The organism is Halolactibacillus miurensis, assembly GCF_900116255.1.
Lineage (GTDB): Bacteria > Bacillota > Bacilli > Bacillales > Amphibacillaceae > Halolactibacillus > Halolactibacillus miurensis.
This window is the reverse complement of sequence record NZ_FPAI01000005.1, coordinates 51245-68437: the sequence shown is the minus strand read 5'-3', so window position 1 is coordinate 68437 and position 17193 is coordinate 51245. Positions and strand designations below refer to the sequence as shown.

The 17193-nt window shown below is 39.5% G+C and carries 20 protein-coding genes; 3 read left to right on the top strand and 17 right to left on the bottom strand.

Annotation, left to right across the window (positions count from 1 at the left end):
• Positions 1-38: 38 nt before the first annotated feature.
• The 8 genes from BM390_RS04825 to BM390_RS04790 form a co-directional block, all read right to left on the bottom strand.
• Positions 39-635, bottom strand: a complete 597-nt coding sequence (locus tag BM390_RS04825; protein ID WP_089853115.1) for a peroxiredoxin family protein — start codon at positions 633-635, stop codon at positions 39-41.
• 17 nt (positions 636-652) lie between these two features.
• Positions 653-1396, bottom strand: a complete 744-nt coding sequence (locus tag BM390_RS04820) for a cytochrome c biogenesis CcdA family protein (protein WP_089853114.1) — start codon at positions 1394-1396, stop codon at positions 653-655.
• Between the two features lie 3 nt (positions 1397-1399).
• Entirely contained in the window at positions 1400-2071 is a 672-nt protein-coding gene (locus BM390_RS04815; protein ID WP_062321475.1) for a hypothetical protein, read from the bottom strand.
• Positions 2072-2209: 138 nt separating this feature from the next.
• Positions 2210-2593, bottom strand: a complete 384-nt coding sequence (locus BM390_RS04810; RefSeq protein WP_062321477.1) for a DUF302 domain-containing protein — start codon at positions 2591-2593, stop codon at positions 2210-2212.
• Between the two features lie 40 nt (positions 2594-2633).
• Positions 2634-2933, bottom strand: coding sequence for a rhodanese-like domain-containing protein (locus tag BM390_RS04805; RefSeq protein WP_062321479.1), 300 nt, complete (start codon positions 2931-2933; stop codon positions 2634-2636).
• A 109-nt stretch (positions 2934-3042) separates the two neighbouring features.
• Positions 3043-3222: a metal-sensing transcriptional repressor gene (locus BM390_RS04800; RefSeq protein WP_307725268.1), complete on the bottom strand. Its 180-nt coding sequence runs from the start codon at positions 3220-3222 to the stop codon at positions 3043-3045.
• Between the two features lie 35 nt (positions 3223-3257).
• Complete coding sequence (locus tag BM390_RS04795) at positions 3258-3488, bottom strand: glutaredoxin family protein (protein ID WP_062321481.1); 231 nt, start codon at positions 3486-3488, stop codon at positions 3258-3260.
• A gap of 246 nt (positions 3489-3734) precedes the next feature.
• Positions 3735-6503: a bifunctional diguanylate cyclase/phosphodiesterase gene (locus BM390_RS04790; RefSeq protein ID WP_177220627.1), complete on the bottom strand. Its 2769-nt coding sequence runs from the start codon at positions 6501-6503 to the stop codon at positions 3735-3737.
• Between the two features lie 235 nt (positions 6504-6738).
• Between BM390_RS04790 and BM390_RS04785 the strand changes: the two genes are divergently transcribed.
• Entirely contained in the window at positions 6739-7077 is a 339-nt protein-coding gene (locus BM390_RS04785; RefSeq protein ID WP_062321485.1) for a thioredoxin family protein, read from the top strand.
• Positions 7078-7156: 79 nt separating this feature from the next.
• Here the strand turns inward: BM390_RS04785 and BM390_RS04780 are convergent, their stop codons facing one another.
• The 6 genes from BM390_RS04780 to BM390_RS04755 form a co-directional block, all read right to left on the bottom strand.
• Entirely contained in the window at positions 7157-7858 is a 702-nt protein-coding gene (locus BM390_RS04780) for a CBS domain-containing protein (RefSeq protein WP_062321488.1), read from the bottom strand.
• Positions 7859-7985: 127 nt separating this feature from the next.
• Positions 7986-9671: a methyl-accepting chemotaxis protein gene (locus tag BM390_RS04775; protein WP_062321490.1), complete on the bottom strand. Its 1686-nt coding sequence runs from the start codon at positions 9669-9671 to the stop codon at positions 7986-7988.
• Between the two features lie 274 nt (positions 9672-9945).
• Positions 9946-10152 carry a hypothetical protein gene (locus BM390_RS04770; RefSeq protein ID WP_062321492.1) on the bottom strand — a complete coding sequence of 69 codons (207 nt, stop codon included), beginning with the start codon at positions 10150-10152 and terminating at the stop codon, positions 9946-9948.
• A gap of 155 nt (positions 10153-10307) precedes the next feature.
• The gene (locus BM390_RS15835) at positions 10308-10592 is read right to left on the bottom strand and encodes a PTS sugar transporter subunit IIA (protein ID WP_255349950.1); all 285 of its coding nucleotides are present in this window, start codon (positions 10590-10592) and stop codon (positions 10308-10310) included.
• Between the two features lie 94 nt (positions 10593-10686).
• The gene (locus tag BM390_RS04760; protein ID WP_062321494.1) at positions 10687-11004 is read right to left on the bottom strand and encodes a PTS sugar transporter subunit IIB; all 318 of its coding nucleotides are present in this window, start codon (positions 11002-11004) and stop codon (positions 10687-10689) included.
• Between the two features lie 101 nt (positions 11005-11105).
• Complete coding sequence (locus tag BM390_RS04755) at positions 11106-12002, bottom strand: alpha/beta hydrolase (protein ID WP_062321496.1); 897 nt, start codon at positions 12000-12002, stop codon at positions 11106-11108.
• 229 nt (positions 12003-12231) lie between these two features.
• Here BM390_RS04755 and guaC point away from each other — a divergent pair, with 229 nt between their 5' ends.
• Positions 12232-13215, top strand: coding sequence for a GMP reductase (guaC, locus tag BM390_RS04750; protein ID WP_062321497.1), 984 nt, complete (start codon positions 12232-12234; stop codon positions 13213-13215).
• An 80-nt stretch (positions 13216-13295) separates the two neighbouring features.
• Here the strand turns inward: guaC and BM390_RS04745 are convergent, their stop codons facing one another.
• The 3 genes from BM390_RS04745 to BM390_RS04735 are packed head-to-tail and all read right to left on the bottom strand — an operon-like array spanning position 13296 to position 15609.
• Positions 13296-13976: a CPBP family intramembrane glutamic endopeptidase gene (locus BM390_RS04745; protein WP_231631462.1), complete on the bottom strand. Its 681-nt coding sequence runs from the start codon at positions 13974-13976 to the stop codon at positions 13296-13298.
• Positions 13976-14245, bottom strand: a complete 270-nt coding sequence (locus BM390_RS04740; protein WP_062321500.1) for a DUF3006 domain-containing protein — start codon at positions 14243-14245, stop codon at positions 13976-13978. The genes BM390_RS04745 and BM390_RS04740 overlap by 1 nt, the downstream gene beginning before the upstream one ends.
• 5 nt (positions 14246-14250) lie before the next feature.
• A complete protein-coding gene (locus tag BM390_RS04735) occupies positions 14251-15609 on the bottom strand; it encodes an MBL fold metallo-hydrolase (protein ID WP_177220626.1) in 1359 nt (452 codons plus the stop codon).
• Between the two features lie 165 nt (positions 15610-15774).
• Here BM390_RS04735 and BM390_RS04730 point away from each other — a divergent pair, with 165 nt between their 5' ends.
• Positions 15775-17067: a methyl-accepting chemotaxis protein gene (locus BM390_RS04730; protein WP_062321506.1), complete on the top strand. Its 1293-nt coding sequence runs from the start codon at positions 15775-15777 to the stop codon at positions 17065-17067.
• Positions 17068-17193: the final 126 nt, after the last annotated feature.

The window sequence follows — 17193 nt, the reverse complement described above, 5'->3', positions numbered from 1 at the left end:
TCGCTGTTTTCTTTACAGATTATTTAATTTGAGTGTGCTTACTCCATCGTATTAAGCGCTTCGACCATTTGTTCATAATTAACGGCTCCAAGGGCCACGTACTGAATGATACCGTTTGAATCAACCATAAAGGATGTCGGTACCGGTTGAATACCGTAACGAGACGAGACGGCCAACTCTTCATCTAAAAGCACTTGAAATGACAAGCCAAATTCATCGATAAATTCCGTGACATCACTTACGCTAGACTCCGTTGGCGTTAAGTTAACCGCTAGGATTTCAACATCGTTTTCTTGGTAAAACTTCTCCATGTCAGGCATTTCCGCACGGCACGGTGGACACCAAGTGCCCCAGAAATTAACCATGATCCGTTGGCCACGATAATCAGATAGTGTCACCGTCTCACCATTTGTTGATGACAACGTAAAGTCAGGTGCCAGGTTACCGACACTTGTCCCTACTGATGGACCCGCGTCAGTTTGATCACTGGCCTCATCACTTTCTTCAAGTGATCCGTCGCCTTCTACTATATCAAAGTCTTCACTTGTCCCGTCATCACCAAATGGATCAACAAATTCATATAAGCTATATCCAAACATCAACAATAATAAGGCCGCAATGATTATTTTTTTCATTCACCTTTCTCCTTTCATTATCCTAGATTTTCAAACCATGTGTCTTCGACAAGGCGCAATAACCAATTTGATAATCGTGCAAGTTCTCCCGTAAACAGCAGTAACCCAAACATGATAATCAATATGCCGCCGACTTTCGTCAGCTTTTCACTGTACTTCACTAACCAGCGCTGTGAGCCTAAGAAAAAGGTAAAGAGCAAAAACGGTAAGCTAAAGCCAATAATATAGACAACAGTATATAGCGCTCCCGCTGCTGGACTAGTCGCCGCTAAAATAAGGATGGAGGCAAAAATCGGGCCGATACATGGTGTCCATCCGGCGGAAAAACCAATCCCAACAAAGAAGCTACCAAATAAACCCGCCGGCTTATTTTTAATCCGCATCCGACGTTCTTGCATAAGGAACGGAATCTTCGCCCATCCACCGACAACTAAGCCAATAAGTACGAGGAAGATCCCCGCTATTCGTTGAACGAACAAGCCGGTATCCCCGGTTAATAAAGTTTGTAGCCATTCACCTAAAAATGAGACCGATAAACCAAGGCTTAAAAATACCGTCGACATTCCTAGTAAAAAGAACACCGCATGCAGCAGTAAACGTCCTTGTAATTTCATGTCTCTTTTTTCATTTAAATCTTTCACACTAACGCCGGTAATATAGGATAAATATGCCGGAAAAATTGGCAAGGTACAAGGTGACATAAAAGATAGAATACCTGCGGAAAGCGCAAGCCATAGTGTAACATCAGTTGCTGGTTGCATTGTTTACCTACTTTCTGTTGTGTGTGTTTGTGACCATACGAGTGTGCCTATCAATAGAAAACCAAGAACAAGATAGTAGCTCCCGTTAACGTAAAAGCTAAAAAACGGAACTGTTTCAATAAAGTATAAACCAAATGACGTCACACTGTAAAAAGCTATCAAGCCAATGAGTTTAGGTAAAGCAAGCTGGGTTTTCGTTAGCAACACTAACAGCAGTAACGTGATAAATAATAAACCCAGTTGGTAGATTGATACGTGATAAGTCGTGACGGTTAATGTTAAAAATAATTGAACAAATTGACTCCCTACGATGAAACGGAAAAGGCTATCCATGAACGGATGATGACGGATTGCTTCTTTATTGAGAGACCAAGCCAGTACACCTACGACACCGACGAGAGCTAAATAAAGGGCGCTTGAACCACTTGGATAAGCTAATACCGCAACGGGGTCGTCAATAAATAACGGCAGGTTAAGTATCACTTTCGCTACAATAGTAAAGATCATCGTATATAACACACCGTCTAGTATTTTATTGCTATGTATTTTTTTTAATGCCTTATCATGTGGACTGGTATAATAAAAGAACAGTGCACCACCGAGCAAACCTAAAATTGTCACAATCAGTGTTGCTTTTATTACGAGCGGTCCTAGTAATATGGCTTCTGGTAACATGTTGCTTCCCCCTTTATAAACCTTATCGTATAGTATTATACCTTATATGGTATTAAGTTGACACTTATTTGCCCACAAAAATAAGACGCCCCTCTTTATCAGATAGCTACAGATAAAAAGGGGCATCTTCATCATTCGTTATTTAATTTGGTCAATCGCACCAATTAAAATATCTTCCACTTCTTTTGCCAGTTCTTCTAGTTTAGTATCTTCTAGCATGCTCGCTTGCGTAGATGGTCGCGGCATACCGATGTGTGTTTTTCCGTCCGCTTCGAAAATCGTTACTTTACATGGTAAAAACATGTGCGCAAGTGGGTTTTGGTCAATTAACTTTTTAGCATGCTTTGGATTACATACTTCAAACTCGTATGACTGCGTGTGATGATCCACACCTTTTTTCTGCATAATCGCCGTTAAATCAAGCTCACCTAAAATCCCGAATTGTATGGTCGGAACGACCTCATATAAAGCATCCTTTAATTCAGCTGCTGATTTTTCTGATGTGACAACATAATGATACATCGAATCCATCACTCCTTCTCATATTTTAACGTTAATATACCTATACCCCTTGCGGTCCCTGATAAAACATCATACCACCCGTTAAATTGGTGACGTCATACCCTTGACTTTCTAAAAACTGTACCGCACTTTGACTTCTTGCTCCAGATAAACAGACGATATAATAGGGCGTAGTTTTCTCTAAATCACTTAAGCGATATGGAATCTGACCTAACGGAATGTTGATAGCACCTGGAATTTTCCCGTCTAGTAATTCGTATGGTTCACGTACATCAATCACATGTACGTCTTCTTTATTCTCTAATTTCTCAATAATATCATTTATAGCAATAGCTTTCATCGTTTTCTCCTTTGATACACACAACGTGTTATTTTCTACTCTTAATTAATAATTCCATCGCCTCTTGGATGAGTTGATCTTTTTCTTCATCACTTTGCGGGTTGATTAATCATTGTTGTAAATTTTCACTCACGACAAGCCCCATCGTTTTATCAACCGCATTGCGCACAGCGGACATCTGTGTCACAACGTCACGACAAGATTGATCTTCTTCCATCATTTTAATGAGACCTCTAATTTGCCCCTCTACTCGTTTAAGACGATTGGTTAGTTTTTTATCATATTTCATTTTAAACGCTCCTCAACATTTCTCACACTATGCGATTAGTTAACGAGAGACATAATCTTTTCAGGGTCAAACCCAAGCACCCATTCTTCATTCACTATTGTTTGCGGCACTCCCATTTGACCCGTTTGATTCATCACATATTGCATCGCTAATGGGTCTTGTTGGACATTGACATCTGTATATTCAATATTTTGTGCTTCTAAGAAGTTTTTTAACATGACGCAGTAAGGACAAGAATTGGTTGTATAAACAGTGACTTTATTCATTTGATAACCTCCTAATGATTCGTTGTTAATTTGATTATATACCCCTAAGGGTATCTAGTCAACTGTTTTGTTTTGTTTTTTTATATCCTCTGCGCTAGGCAAGATTCAGACTCCCATCCCAGCCTATCTTTACCACTTTTTTAAACTAACCATCAGCATGAGATAGATAGGCAAGTAAAAAGGGCAAAAAAGAAAAAAGCTAATGTTTGTATCATCGCTTTTTTCTTTAGCCCCAAGCTTAATCAGTTAGGATATGCCTTCTAGATGTTGTTGAATACCTGCTATTTGCTTCACAACCTCTTTAGGTGGCAAGGGTTTACTAAAGAGATAACCTTGGATGAGTTGACAGCGTAATTGTTTTAATAACTTTAATTGCGCTTCCGTTTCAACACCTTCAATCACGACACGTAAGTTAAGCGAACGACTCATTTCCACAATGGCTCGAATAATCGCTAAATCATTTGTTTCTTCATCGAGATTTCTTACGAAAGCTCGGTCAATTTTTAATATATCAATCGGGAACTTCTTAATATACGACAACGACGAGTAACCAATACCGAAATCATCCACCGAAATCCGGATGCCGATGGCTTTTAATTCATTCAGTACACGATTGGATAAAGCAATATCTTTCATTAGAATATTCTCTGTCAATTCAAAGACTAAGTGATGTCGATGACACCCGCAATGATTGATAATCGTTTTAACGCGTTCCACAAAATCTTCCTCAATGATTTGACGATATGAAATATTGACAGACACAACTGCTTCTAAACCACTATCTTCCCATAATTTTAATTGCTGACAAGCTTTTTCCATCACCCAATAACCAATCTGAACAATACGTCCGGATTGTTCAGCAATAGGAATAAACTCCGTTGGGCTAACATAACCATATGACGGATGTTTCCATCGTAATAACGATTCGAAACCATAGAGGCGTTCTTCTCTTACATCAACAATCGGCTGATAAAACAGCTCAAACTCTTGGTAATCACTCGCATAATACAAATCATTCTTTAGTTGTAGTTGACGTTTAGATTGTTCGCGTTGGTCAGGGTGATAGTAGTGCGTTTTCACTTCATCATCTAACTGCGCTTCTTTTAGAGCCATCTCTGCTTCGATCATTAATTGATCGATGGACTGATCCTGTGAAATCGAGACCCCAACAGAAATCGTCGTAATCACATCTTTTTCATTTAAATGCCACGGCTCTTCGATTGCCTTAATAACCGTCTGAATGTATTCATCTAATTTCTCTTGTTCATTCGTATTGACAATGAAAGAAAATTCACTTTCACCCGTTCTAGATAACAGTTGAATGAAGCTATAAGGTGACATTAAATCTGAGAGTTCTTTTAAAATAAACGTCATCGTATCTTCACCGTAGGCGTGTTGGATATGATTGATTTCATCAAAACTAATCATCACTAAACTCGTTGCTAAATGACTTTTTAGTCGATCCTTTAATTTTTGTTTAAAATAGAACCGGTTCGGCAGTTGCGTTAACGGATCAAAGTATAGTGATCGGTTAAGTGCTTGTTCAAATGTTTTGCGTTCGCTAATATCACGGATGTTAAGCAGTAGCTTCTCCTCTAAATCATCATGATCAAAGAAGACAGCCGCATTAACTTCCATTGTCATATCACCATCTAAAGGATGATGAACGTCTAACTCTAATGTATCGCTTTCTTTTGTATTTTTCACTAAGCGCAAGAAACTTTCAAATTGATCACGATAACGCGCAGGGAGCTGCATGAGTAAGCGATACATATGCGGCAGCTCACCAAAGAACTTTTCAGCCGCAGGTGAGATATAATCAATGCCCTCTTTCTCATTGATTAAGACAATCATATCGGTTGAGTGTTCAGAAATTAGCCGATAGACGCGTTCACTTTCTGTAATTTGTTGCATAAAACGAAGTTTTTGCATCGCAATCGCAAACAGTGAGGTATACGATAAGACGGCGGAATCGAGAATCGATAACGTTGTGACATCATCACATACTAAGACGATTAAAATGCCGTAAACTTCCTTCGCTTCAGAATACACCGGCACAGAATACATCGATCGGTAGCCCAACTGTTGGTTAAAGATCGGATCAACTTCTTTTATCGTTACCTTTTGTGCATGAATGACCTGTTTATCTTCACTTAAATACGTCATGAAGCGACCGTCCAATGGTTGCGCATCGAAAAATTCGCGGGTTGGTTTTTTTACATTCTTCGAATAAAATCGAAGCGTGTGAGACGGTTCTGTCAGTCGTAAAAACACTACTTCACCTTCCAAGTGGTGTCTGACCCGATCGATTAAGTACTCGAGCAATTGATGTTCCTCCCTCACTCGAATAATCGCTTCAAACATATCTAATTGATTTTCAATCAGACGTTGTTGTTCTGTTTGATCGGTCACATCTTCTTGAATGACTAAATAATTTTCTAATTGAGACGTTGCACTAAAGATCGGTGACATTTTAATCGCTTGCCAGTAAAATGTCCCATCCTTTTTGACGTTAGGTAATATTGTCGCATATGGCTGTTGATCCTTTATCGCTTCATTTAACCGCTGCTGTTCCAACTCAGGCATCGGCACTTGGTGCATCTTAAGATACTCTCGACCAAACATATCCGTTTCATTAAAGCCGGTAAGGCTTTCAGCCGCGCGATTCATAAAGATAACCGGATGATGTGGTTTATTCGGATTTATTAACACGATCCCTTGTGTGATCTGTTCCATCACATGTTTATAACGGGCATTGATGTGTGAGATTTCCTCTAGTTCACGTTCTTTATTTAAACGTTGATTAAGCGCTTCTTGTTGTTTCATCTCAAGACGATCAACAAGGTAGTAGATGAGGACAGATGTCATTAAAATAAAGAAATAACCTTTCAACGTTTGGACAGACACAACATCAAATAACCTAAAGTCTGTATCTTCTACGAGATAATCAGAAAAGGTGATCCATAAAGCTGAAATAATAAAATAAATTGATGTGATACGTAGTGATGACTTCATTCGATTCACTCCAAACATCATATTAAACCAACAGTGACTTTTAACAAACCGACATAAATCATGTTTAAACTCATGTATAAGTATTCCCTTACCTATCAAACAATAAACGGTCCCTAAGTCACTAGTTTTAATATCGGTCATCCCGATTGTTTACTAAAGCCCAAGCAATTAGGTTGCAGAAGTTCGCCAGACGTGCTTAAATACACATCAGATAATCATTTAATGAGGTGAACCTATGACAACGTTTAATACCATTGATTCTAACGACACTCTTGATGACTTTTTATCAACCGAAGGTGTCTCATTCCTGTACATTTCAAGACCAAATTGCAGCGTCTGTGTGAGTTTACTCCCACAAATTGAAACTGTATTTGAAGATTTCCCACAAGTGAAAACAGCTTATGTTAATCAAGCCAATGTACCAGAGGTGGCGGGTCGCTTTAATATCTTTACCGTACCCGTTTTGATTCTATTTGTGGATGGCAAAGAGTATTTAAGAGAAGCGCGAATCGTACCAATCGAACCGTTCCGCGACAAGGTAAGTAAAATCGTTGACGGCTATTACAATGAATAGAGTCTGTCACAGACTAAAACACCTGACTTCATCACGATGCCAGGTGTTTTAGTTTTGTTTTATGAAACGTTAAAAAACCTTAGTCAATTTTAATAAGATCCGTTGGTGAAATCATGCCTTTTAGTTTTTTATGACTTTCACCTGTATCCGTAATAAGAAGCGCATCAATCAGTTTATCTTTTTTCATTGCTTCCATAAAAATGGCCTCCGCTTCAAATACACTCATATCACTCGGAATAAATCGATAATTCGCTTCCTTTATCGCATCTTCCTGTACCAATTCACGCACTTCGGTATGAAATAACTTGCGACAGTCGCCATTCATATGTTGTGCGATAAAATGTAAAATACATTTATCCGTTAAGAGACCGATAAATTGCTTACTTACGTACACTGGGAATTGTGAAAACGTTGTTTCTTTGATGATGTTCAATACTTCTTCAATCGTTAAGTCTGCTTGAATGGACCGCAGTGTTTTACCGAATAAATCAATGACCTTTTTAGGTGCGGTAAGTTCTTGTTCGATTTTTTCAATCAATTCAACAATATCATCATGCGGGTCGGCAATCGTATATTCGTGCCCTGTGCGCCCATGAACAATCGCATTTCTAAGTTCTGAAAACTCCAGTAAATCTTGTTGATAATGACTCACAATCGGATTCGTTTTTCTTAATCGTTGGACCGCGCGGTGAAAAGGAACGTAGCGTGTATCAAGGATTTGTTGATCAAAATATTTCTCAATCTTATTAAAAGCTACAATAAATCGTTCATCATTTCTCATCATAGTCGCCTCATTTCTGCATCTCTTTAGGCCTATTATACACGAAAATAGGACAAATCTATACCAGATGGTCCACTTAAACTACGCGACCAAAATATAACAACCGGTCTATGCATTAAAGGTGCCTTTACGATAATTTGAAACGATTCACCTTATCTGTTAACTCTTTTGAGAGCGTTGTCAATTCAAGGCCCACTGTTGTTATTTGACTCATAGACTGCACGGCTTCTTCACTCGAAGCCGCTGTTTCTTCAACACCCGCGGCTGACTGCTCTGTTAGTGATGCGACTTCTTCAATGGACTGTTGCATGTTTATTGTGCCGTTCTCTAATGATAGTAATTGATCAGCTACTTGTTGCAGCGAACGCGAGACACGATGATAAGCTTGGTCCATGTTTAAGAATATCGCTTTCGTCTCATTAATTTGAGCGGAGCCTGTTTCTACTTCTCTATACCCGCGTTTTAGCCCTGTTGTCACTGTTTGGGTCTCAGATTGAATCGTCTCGGTAATGGTTGTAATCTGATGGATAGAAGAAGAGACTTCTTCTGCTAGTTTTCTTACTTCATCTGCGACAACGGCAAAACCTTTACCGTGTTCACCCGCACGGGCCGCTTCAATGGCCGCATTTAACGCTAATAAATTTGTTTGTTCTGCGATACTCTGAATCACATCAACTAACTTTGTGATTTTCTCTGTTTCAGTATTTAACTCCTCCACACCGACTACCGCCGCTCTGACGACTTTCTCAACCGCTTGCATCTGCTTGACACTTTGTTCCATTGAATCAGCACCCTTAGCTGTTAAATCAATGACCGTTTCGGCTTCTTTTGTAGAGGCCGTTGTTTCATGTGTCATGTCGTTGACGGCCACTAAGAAACGTTCCATGGACTCGTTGAGTTCTTGAGCATGTTGTGCTTGGTTTTCTGCCCCACTCGATAATTCGGTCATTGTTTCGGCAATCTGCTCACTACCTTCTTTCACTTGTAGGGAGGATGTCGTGAGGACGTTGATTTGGTCCATAACACCTTTAGCGGTCTCTTTAATGTCATAAATAACCGCCGTAACATCTCTTTGCATAACTGCCATCTGTCTTGATAGTTCTCCAATTTCATCACGGCGCTTTTTAAATAATGGCTGTTGTGTCAAGTCCCCAGTCGCCATGGCTTTCATGCGTTTGGTCACAACTTTAAGTGGTACTGTAATCGAGCGCCCTAAAATTGTACTTGTCACTAATGAAAAGATCGCCGCCACAGCGACAACAATATAAATCATCCATTTGCTGTTATGAAAGACCGTCTGTGTGTCACTATATAAGTCAGTGACAGCCGCTTGATTCATGTCCATCAACTGTTCTAAATAATCACTTAATGACTCATAAAACATGCCGATATTCATCAGTTCATCTCTTGACGTTTCATAGTCACCCGCTTCAATCATCACCATATGATTATTGACGACACGTTCAAACCTAATCCAATTAGCTTTCGCTTTTTTAAACAACTCTGCTTCTTCTTCTGTTAGGATAGCGCTTTCAAAATTCGTCATGTGTGTCTCTATTTTTGAAAAATTCTCACTTACGACTTCTATGTATGACGGATCTTCATACGTCACCGCCGTTAACATGTTCACTTGCGCATTCTCAGCTAACCGGACCATTTGATTCAAATCTTGCATCGGCTCGATACGTTGTTCGTACATTTCGTCCGAACTTTGTCGTGTTTCTTTTAATGCTTCTATACTCATCCAACCAACAAACCCAAGTAAAACAAGGACGATCATCGCATTCATTAATAATTTCTGAGTAATTTTCACTCGTACCACTCCTAGATATTTTCTCGTTCTTCCTACTTACATTATCGTCACTTGTCCGGATGAATTCAAGTACTTTTTATAAAAACATAACATCTTTATCCGTAAATAGTCCTTAATGCGCTATATTTTTCTCGATTTTAGTTGGAAACATACGCATAGATATAAGTGATTCACCTACTTACATCTACTCTTATACGTATGTTTAATCAAGGGATTAATCACTCAATAATTACTCACACAAAAAGGCGATCCACCGTAACGGATCACCTTTTGTTTATTCTGTTATATTTGTTGCCGTATGCGTTGATAGCTTTTTAAAATAACGGTATAAGACGAAATTAATCACTGCCCCCATTAAGACAATGAATAACAGTGCCACGATAAAGACATCGAATTTACCGAGAGAATAACTATATAGTCCTACCCCAATACTAAGGACGCATTCGAACACAGCTAAAAACAAAAAATAACGATACTTCATATCCACCCTACTTTCAAAAAAAATCAAGCCATAGCTTCGCCAATCACACACATGTAGTATAACATAAGTTTATCATTTTACTGCACTAACACTGCGCTCACAAAGAGTTGAGACGAATGGTTAATACCTCTCGTTTTTGCTATCATGACCTTCTCTTAATTTTTGTGAATAAGTGGATACATAGCCAACATTTCTTCAACGAGAATCAGAATCGTCTCCGTTGACATCAATTGATCTTCTGCATGCATGAAAATTAATGATAACTGGATATCATCGCCTTGAGCCTCTTTTTGGATTAGATCACGATGATACTGATGCGCCTCATTAAAGTAACGTCTAGCTTTTTCTAGCTTCTGTTCTGCCTCTTTAGTTTGTTGCTGTTTTGCATCTTGGAGGGCTAAAATCGCTAAACTTTTAGCACTCCCTGCTTCTGCGATTATGCCAAAAGCTTTTTGTTGTAACTAATCTTTTTCTGTCATAAGGGTCTCCTTTTAGTGCTGTCATGATTGTGTTTCTTTCATTATTTTAGCTCATTTATTCTTTCATGAGCCCGTCTTCTATTAAGTCTAACCCTTGCCTTAATACTTTTTCCCCGTCCATTTCAGCATAATCTTTTGACGAAAGAGACATAACTGGAATGTGTGGATACTTCGCTTTAATTTTTTCTTCCATGTAATGAATTTGTGGACTGATAAGTAGCGCATCAGCTGCATCAGTAAAAGAAGTCAAATCCCCCATACCAGAGGCATGAATCATGACTTCTAACTCTTGTTTCTCTGCAACCCGAATCATTCGATTAACTAACATACTACTAGACATACCAACAGCACATACGAGGACTAAGTGTTTCACACAACATTCCTCCCTTAGGATTTGGTCATAAGCTAAGAAATAGCTTACATAAGACTCTTCCTGTTTTATCTAGTTAGTAAACCTTCATTCTTTTTATAAAGTTAGACGTGAGCGATAGAGATGCCGTGTTGTTTTAACCACGTATGAAGTTGAGGCAACCATGTTTGGGCCGCCATATTGACGTGACTCGCCTCACCCATTGTTGTCTCATCACTAAGGGCCAATCCATGGACGCCCGTTTGATATAAGTGCAACTCATAAGGGACACAGTTAGCTGCTAAGACTCGCGCAAAGGTTAAAACATTCTCGTGTGGGACTAAACCATCTTCAACCGTATGCCAAAGAAACGTTGGAACGGTTTCTGCCGTAATATAAGTAATAGGGCTTTTTTCACGTAACTGATCGTCTGTTGGATGTTCAGTGCCGAAGACATATTGATGAGATGCTTGCCAAAAGTTTTGTAAATCGCTTGATGCCGAAGCATCAACAACACGCATCATTTCCAGATAATCAACAACGGGATAGCCCAAAACAAGACAAGCCGGTTGATATACTGCTTTACTGTGATCTCGCCTTGCCAAAAATGCCTCTGTTTGTCCATAAGTCGCAAACATCGCCGATAAGTGACCACCCGCAGAAAAACCCATGAGAATTATCTTTTTTGTATCCACTAAAAATTGATCAGAGTGCGCGTGAATATATTCAAAGGATGTGGCTAAATCTTCTAGCGCTTGATCGCTGATCATATCTTGATCTGTCTCATTTTTTGTATCACGTGTCGTGTAGCGCAATTGAAACACATGATAACCTAGCCCTAATAAACGCAAAGCAATAGGTTCACCTTCGCGGTCTGACACACCAAAATAACCGCCACCTGGCACAAGAACAACGGCTGGTCGCTTCATGCCCGTTTGAAACTCTTCCTTATCGTCAATAATATAACTGGTCAGTGTCACTTTCGGTGTATGTTCTCTTAAATACTCTGTGATGACTTGCATCTTTTATCTCCTCCTAAGTTAACGCTTACAAAAATAGTATATCAAATCTTTACGTCTTTGCGCGCATTTTATTCAGGAATAACGAACAATTTTATACACTCTTAAGATTATCTTTCGTTTTTTAATAAAAATATTTGACATTATTATTGAAATTCGGTATATTACTTGAGGGATTCGAACAATAATGTTTAACCTACTATAAAATATTCGTCTTTTAGGAGTGTATACAATGGAAAATGTATTTGATTATGAAGATATTCAATTAGTACCAGCGAAGTGTATCGTAGAGTCACGTAGCGAGTGTGACACGTCGGTCACATTAGGTGGCTATACCTTTAAATTACCGGTCGTTCCCGCTAATATGCAAACCATTATCGATGAACGTATTGCCCGTAAGCTTGCGACAGACGGTTACTTTTATATCATGCACCGGTTTGAGCCTGAGACACGCGAAAAATTCATTGAATCGATGCAACGGGATCAATTAATTGCCTCGATCAGTGTCGGTGTAAAACCTGAAGAATATGCTTTTATCGATCAATTAAAAGCTAAAGCGCTCATCCCTGAATTTATCACAATCGATATTGCCCACGGACATTCAGAAGCGGTCATTAAAATGATTCAGTATATTAAACAACAGTTGCCAAAAGCTTTCGTGATTGCCGGAAATGTTGGGACACCTGAAGCTGTGCGTGAACTAGAACACGCCGGAGCAGATGCAACAAAAGTTGGTATTGGTCCAGGGAAAGTATGTATTACTAAAATCAAAACAGGCTTTGGTACGGGTGGTTGGCAGCTAGCGGCGCTTCGTTGGTGTGCAAAAGCCGCAAGTAAACCTGTCATTGCCGATGGTGGTATTAGAACCCACGGCGATATCGCTAAATCAATTCGCTTTGGCGCCTCAATGGTCATGATCGGATCATTATTTGCCGGACACGAAGAATCACCTGGTGAAACCGTTGAAGTGAATGGCAAGCTCTATAAAGAATATTTTGGTTCAGCTTCAGAATATCAAAAGGGTGAGAAAAAGAACGTCGAAGGTAAAAAAATGCACGTAGAATACCGCGGCAAATTGGCTGACACTTTATTAGAAATGGAACAAGACTTACAGTCTAGTATTTCTTATGCGGGTGGAAAGCAGTTAATGGCGATTCGTAATGTAGATTATGTCGTCGTTAAAAATTCTATTTTCAATGGTGATAAAGTGTATTAATGCACTCGATGATGTATCATTATAAACGTAAAGAGCCGCCCTCATGTTTAGGGTGGCTCTTTACATGTTATAACTGGTAGTTAAATAATACCGAATAGACTTAAACCAATCGTGTTAATCGCTAAGTTTGCTCCGGCATGAATGACATACGATGTGAGTATGGACCCGGTCTTTTCATTAATATAATTAAAGAATAACCCAGCGATGACTAAACTGGCAATCAACAAAAGAAATAAGACAGGTGAAAACCACTGTGCCATAATCGCGACATGATACAAACTAAAGACAAAAGCACTTAATGTATAACTCATCCAGCGCGGCCAATAGTTATTTAACGTTAAAAAACCAAACCCTCTAAAAAAACCTTCTTCAATCATCGCATTCACGAGCGGAATGTAGAAAAAGACAAACAAGAAATTATTTTTAGTGATCGCCATGGAGGATGCCAATTGGCCGGTGACCATCGAGAAATCAAACAAATCTTTTAACAAAAGATAGGCGAGTACGATCAATCCGTAAGTCGCGACTGCTAGCACAACGATATGTAATACTTGTTTCCTCTTTAACACAAATATATCGCTCACCTTAACCCATTTAAAATATTGATTCAAGCTTAAGGGCACAAGGATAAATAGAATGATTTTAACGAATGATTTTACCCAATAGTTCGGGGCAAGAAATAAGTCAACGGGCGCCATTAAAATAGGTAAAGTGATAAACAGTATGAGCGCCGTTATGCGCTTATGTCTTGTCATATCCATCATCGTCGCCTCCGACTGACCGCACTATTTTTCGCCCGTAATTTTTCCATCTTCTCATGTATATTTTTTTTACGCTTTGTTGTTTCCACGGTATTTATACCGAGGATCTGAAGCGACTCGTCTGCCACTTCCACATCTAAATAATCTTGCGGCTTTGCCCCCGTTGGCAATTGATCTTTTTTAACGACAAATTGTTTATGCATTGATTCTACTAATATGACCGCTGTATTCAAATCACTGAAACGGTCAATGACAGCTAATGTTTTCATAAGATTCACCTCACACATGCTTTATTTTCTGTTTTAATATCCTTTAATCTTCCCGCCGCAATCCCCTTAATCCGGGTCAATTGATCAACAGAATCAAACGGTCTTAATTTAATCAGTTGGTCTGCCCGTTCCTCACCTATATGAATAATCGTCATGAGTTCCTCTTTTGAGGCGGTATTAATATCGACACACGCGCCACTTTGCACATCTTGTTTATTCGTCGTATCATCAGCTTGTGCATCAGGCGCTGGACTCTGGACAGGTGGTGCAACTGTTGTGTCCTCTTTCGTCTCATTCGTTGAATCGTCCTTTGTCACCACAGGTGTTGTTGGGTAGTCGTTTGCTTCAATGAGCTTGAGTTTTTGCCCATCAGATTGAAACACAACATCACCATGTTGACTCGTTTGATACACATCTACCCCCGCCTTGATCAATCGCGCAACGACTTCTTCATGCGGATGACCATAACTATTCTTTTCACTAGCAGAAATAATGACAGCTTCTGGCTTGACCGTTTCTAAAAAGGCCGCTGATGTCGATGTATTCGATCCGTGGTGACCTAATTTTAAAATCTCACTCTGTAACCCCGTACCAAATTGATTGATCATGGTCGCTTCTTCTTTTATACCTGCATCTCCCGTTAATAAAATATCAATCGTACCGTGTGTAACTTTAGTAACGATTGAGTCTTTATTGGCATCATTCGTCTTTGTGATAGGTCCTAAAACATCAATCGCGACATCGCCAAAATCAATTCCATCACCTACTTCAGGTTCATAGTAGACAATATCTTTTTCCATAATAAGATTAATGGTATTCTCAAAAGTTTTTGATGTCGACTCAACGCCGTTCATCCACACTTCATCTACCGTGAGAGCGTCTAGGATAAGTGGCATTTGGCCGATATGATCAGCATCTGAATGTGTAGCGATCATTAAATCTAGGTGCGTCACCCCTCGCCTGTTCAAATAATCAATCACCGCACGCCCATTCCAGTTACCTGCATCAACTAAGACATTTCCTGAAGCTGTTTCAATGAGGATACTGTCCCCTTGACCGACATCAATAAAATGTACCGTCATATTGCCAGATGCTTCGATAGGGTTAGTATCTTCTGTAGACGTTTCACCTGTATCTGTTATATCATCATTCACAGCGGTGTCAGTCGCTGCTTCGTTCTCACTCGATTCATTGTTCACTTCATTTTGGGCTTGATCTGAATCCTCCCCTGCTTGGTCAACATCGGTCCCCAAATCTTCTGTCGCGGCATCATTTGTTCCTTCACTGTCCGATGACTCTAACGTTGCCCCGCAACCTGATAACATAAGCACGATCATCACTAAAGGAAGTAACCATCTTTTCAACATGTCAATCTCCTCACTCTCTATGTATGCCTATATTTTACCATACATTGTCGACTATCTACAGGTGAAAATTTATAGTCAAAGGCCACACACGTCTCTTCATAACCGCCAAGAATATTCCGATATTAAATATGTAGTGTATTTATATTGAGGAGTGATATAAGCATGTTTAAGAAAAAGCCAAAACATCCTGTCAATATCCAAGCAAATGACACAAAAGCTGTCGTAGATGACCTAACAACAAAGTTATCAGAAAAGCGCAACGATTTAGAAACGACACTCGTATCGATCAATGCCTTATTAATTGAGATGACGAGCTTAGACTACATCAAACAAATGATTTTAAGCGTCCGTAATCAAGCTGACCTTATTGAAAGTGTCGCCAGCGGTAGTGAGGAACTCGCCTCTACGACAGAGGAGATTGCTAAACAAACCCAAACCTCAGCCGAAAAGGCAGGCGTAGCTAAAACAACCACGGATAAAAGCTTATCCGACGCCCAAACAGCTTTTAAACAAATGAATAAAGATGTTAGTCGCGTCGGCGAAATTAAAACCGATATGGCCGAAGTGATCAAAGAAGCCGCTCGCATTACTGACATGGTGGATGTGATTAAAGGCGTGGCTGAACAAACCAATTTACTTGCTTTAAACTCATCAATAGAAGCGGCACGTGCGGGTGAACACGGTAAAGGATTCTCTGTTGTGGCCAATGAGATCAAAAAACTCGCCGATTCAACGAAAGTCCAGGTAGCTCAGATTGAATCCATCGTCTCAGAACTCACGAAGAAGATTGATCAAACAAATGATAAAGTAGACGATATTGTTGATGACTTAACGAAAGCCAATGAAAAGATGAGCGAGGCCTTTAATGAACTGGATGGTATTAAAGAAGCCTTTGATTATTTAACCCAAGCATTTACCGAAGTAAGTGCCAATGTAGAAGAACAATCAGCCACAACCGAACAAATGGCGGCTCATCTTGAACAAATTAATGATATCAGCCATCAAATTGAATCAGATACCGAAAGAACAGGTGACGTACTTTATAAAATCTCAGCAACACTGAATACCATTCGGACAGCGATGTATCAACATTTACACGATCTAAACGATCAAACAAAAGCTGACGTATCAATCGCAGACCATTTAATGTGGAAATGGAATATTTACAATATGATCTTAGGTTATGTTACACTAGATGACTCTCAAGTTGGGACTGAAAAAGACTGTCGTCTCGGACAGTGGTTAACTACGTTACCCCAGACCGAGAAATGTCAAGCCGTTAAACAATCGATTTTACCACCACATAAGCGCATACATGACCAAGCGCGTGCAGCCATTAAAAGTTACACTAACCAGCGCATACACGACGCAGAAGAGAGCTTAACACAAATAGAAAAAGATTCACATCTTGTCGTTGATTACATCAAACAGATCAAAGCAAATCTACCCTCATGAGTCATCTAATAGATGCCTATCGACTCAGATTTGATGATCGTTATCTTATTATTTAGCCGGTCATTTTGACCGGTTTTTATATTGACATTCGTGTATAATTAACGTATGGTAGCTTAAGTAAAACAT

What these genes read in the sequence shown, in the direction of transcription:
- BM390_RS04825 (WP_089853115.1), bottom strand. Translation starts at nt 635, where the DNA reads ATGAAAAAAATAATCATTGCGGCCTTATTATTGTTGATGTTTGGATAT.
- BM390_RS04820 (WP_089853114.1), bottom strand. Translation starts at nt 1,396, where the DNA reads ATGCAACCAGCAACTGATGTTACACTATGGCTTGCGCTTTCCGCAGGT.
- BM390_RS04815 (WP_062321475.1), bottom strand. Translation starts at nt 2,071, where the DNA reads ATGTTACCAGAAGCCATATTACTAGGACCGCTCGTAATAAAAGCAACA.
- BM390_RS04810 (WP_062321477.1), bottom strand. Translation starts at nt 2,593, where the DNA reads ATGTATCATTATGTTGTCACATCAGAAAAATCAGCAGCTGAATTAAAG.
- BM390_RS04805 (WP_062321479.1), bottom strand. Translation starts at nt 2,933, where the DNA reads ATGAAAGCTATTGCTATAAATGATATTATTGAGAAATTAGAGAATAAA.
- BM390_RS04800 (WP_307725268.1), bottom strand. Translation starts at nt 3,222, where the DNA reads ATGAAATATGATAAAAAACTAACCAATCGTCTTAAACGAGTAGAGGGG.
- BM390_RS04795 (WP_062321481.1), bottom strand. Translation starts at nt 3,488, where the DNA reads ATGAATAAAGTCACTGTTTATACAACCAATTCTTGTCCTTACTGCGTC.
- BM390_RS04790 (WP_177220627.1), bottom strand. Translation starts at nt 6,503, where the DNA reads ATGAAGTCATCACTACGTATCACATCAATTTATTTTATTATTTCAGCT.
- BM390_RS04785 (WP_062321485.1), top strand. Translation starts at nt 6,739, where the DNA reads ATGACAACGTTTAATACCATTGATTCTAACGACACTCTTGATGACTTT.
- BM390_RS04780 (WP_062321488.1), bottom strand. Translation starts at nt 7,858, where the DNA reads ATGAGAAATGATGAACGATTTATTGTAGCTTTTAATAAGATTGAGAAA.
- BM390_RS04770 (WP_062321492.1), bottom strand. Translation starts at nt 10,152, where the DNA reads ATGAAGTATCGTTATTTTTTGTTTTTAGCTGTGTTCGAATGCGTCCTT.
- BM390_RS04755 (WP_062321496.1), bottom strand. Translation starts at nt 12,002, where the DNA reads ATGCAAGTCATCACAGAGTATTTAAGAGAACATACACCGAAAGTGACA.
- guaC (WP_062321497.1), top strand. Translation starts at nt 12,232, where the DNA reads ATGGAAAATGTATTTGATTATGAAGATATTCAATTAGTACCAGCGAAG.
- BM390_RS04745 (WP_231631462.1), bottom strand. Translation starts at nt 13,976, where the DNA reads ATGGATATGACAAGACATAAGCGCATAACGGCGCTCATACTGTTTATC.
- BM390_RS04740 (WP_062321500.1), bottom strand. Translation starts at nt 14,245, where the DNA reads ATGAAAACATTAGCTGTCATTGACCGTTTCAGTGATTTGAATACAGCG.
- BM390_RS04730 (WP_062321506.1), top strand. Translation starts at nt 15,775, where the DNA reads ATGTTTAAGAAAAAGCCAAAACATCCTGTCAATATCCAAGCAAATGAC.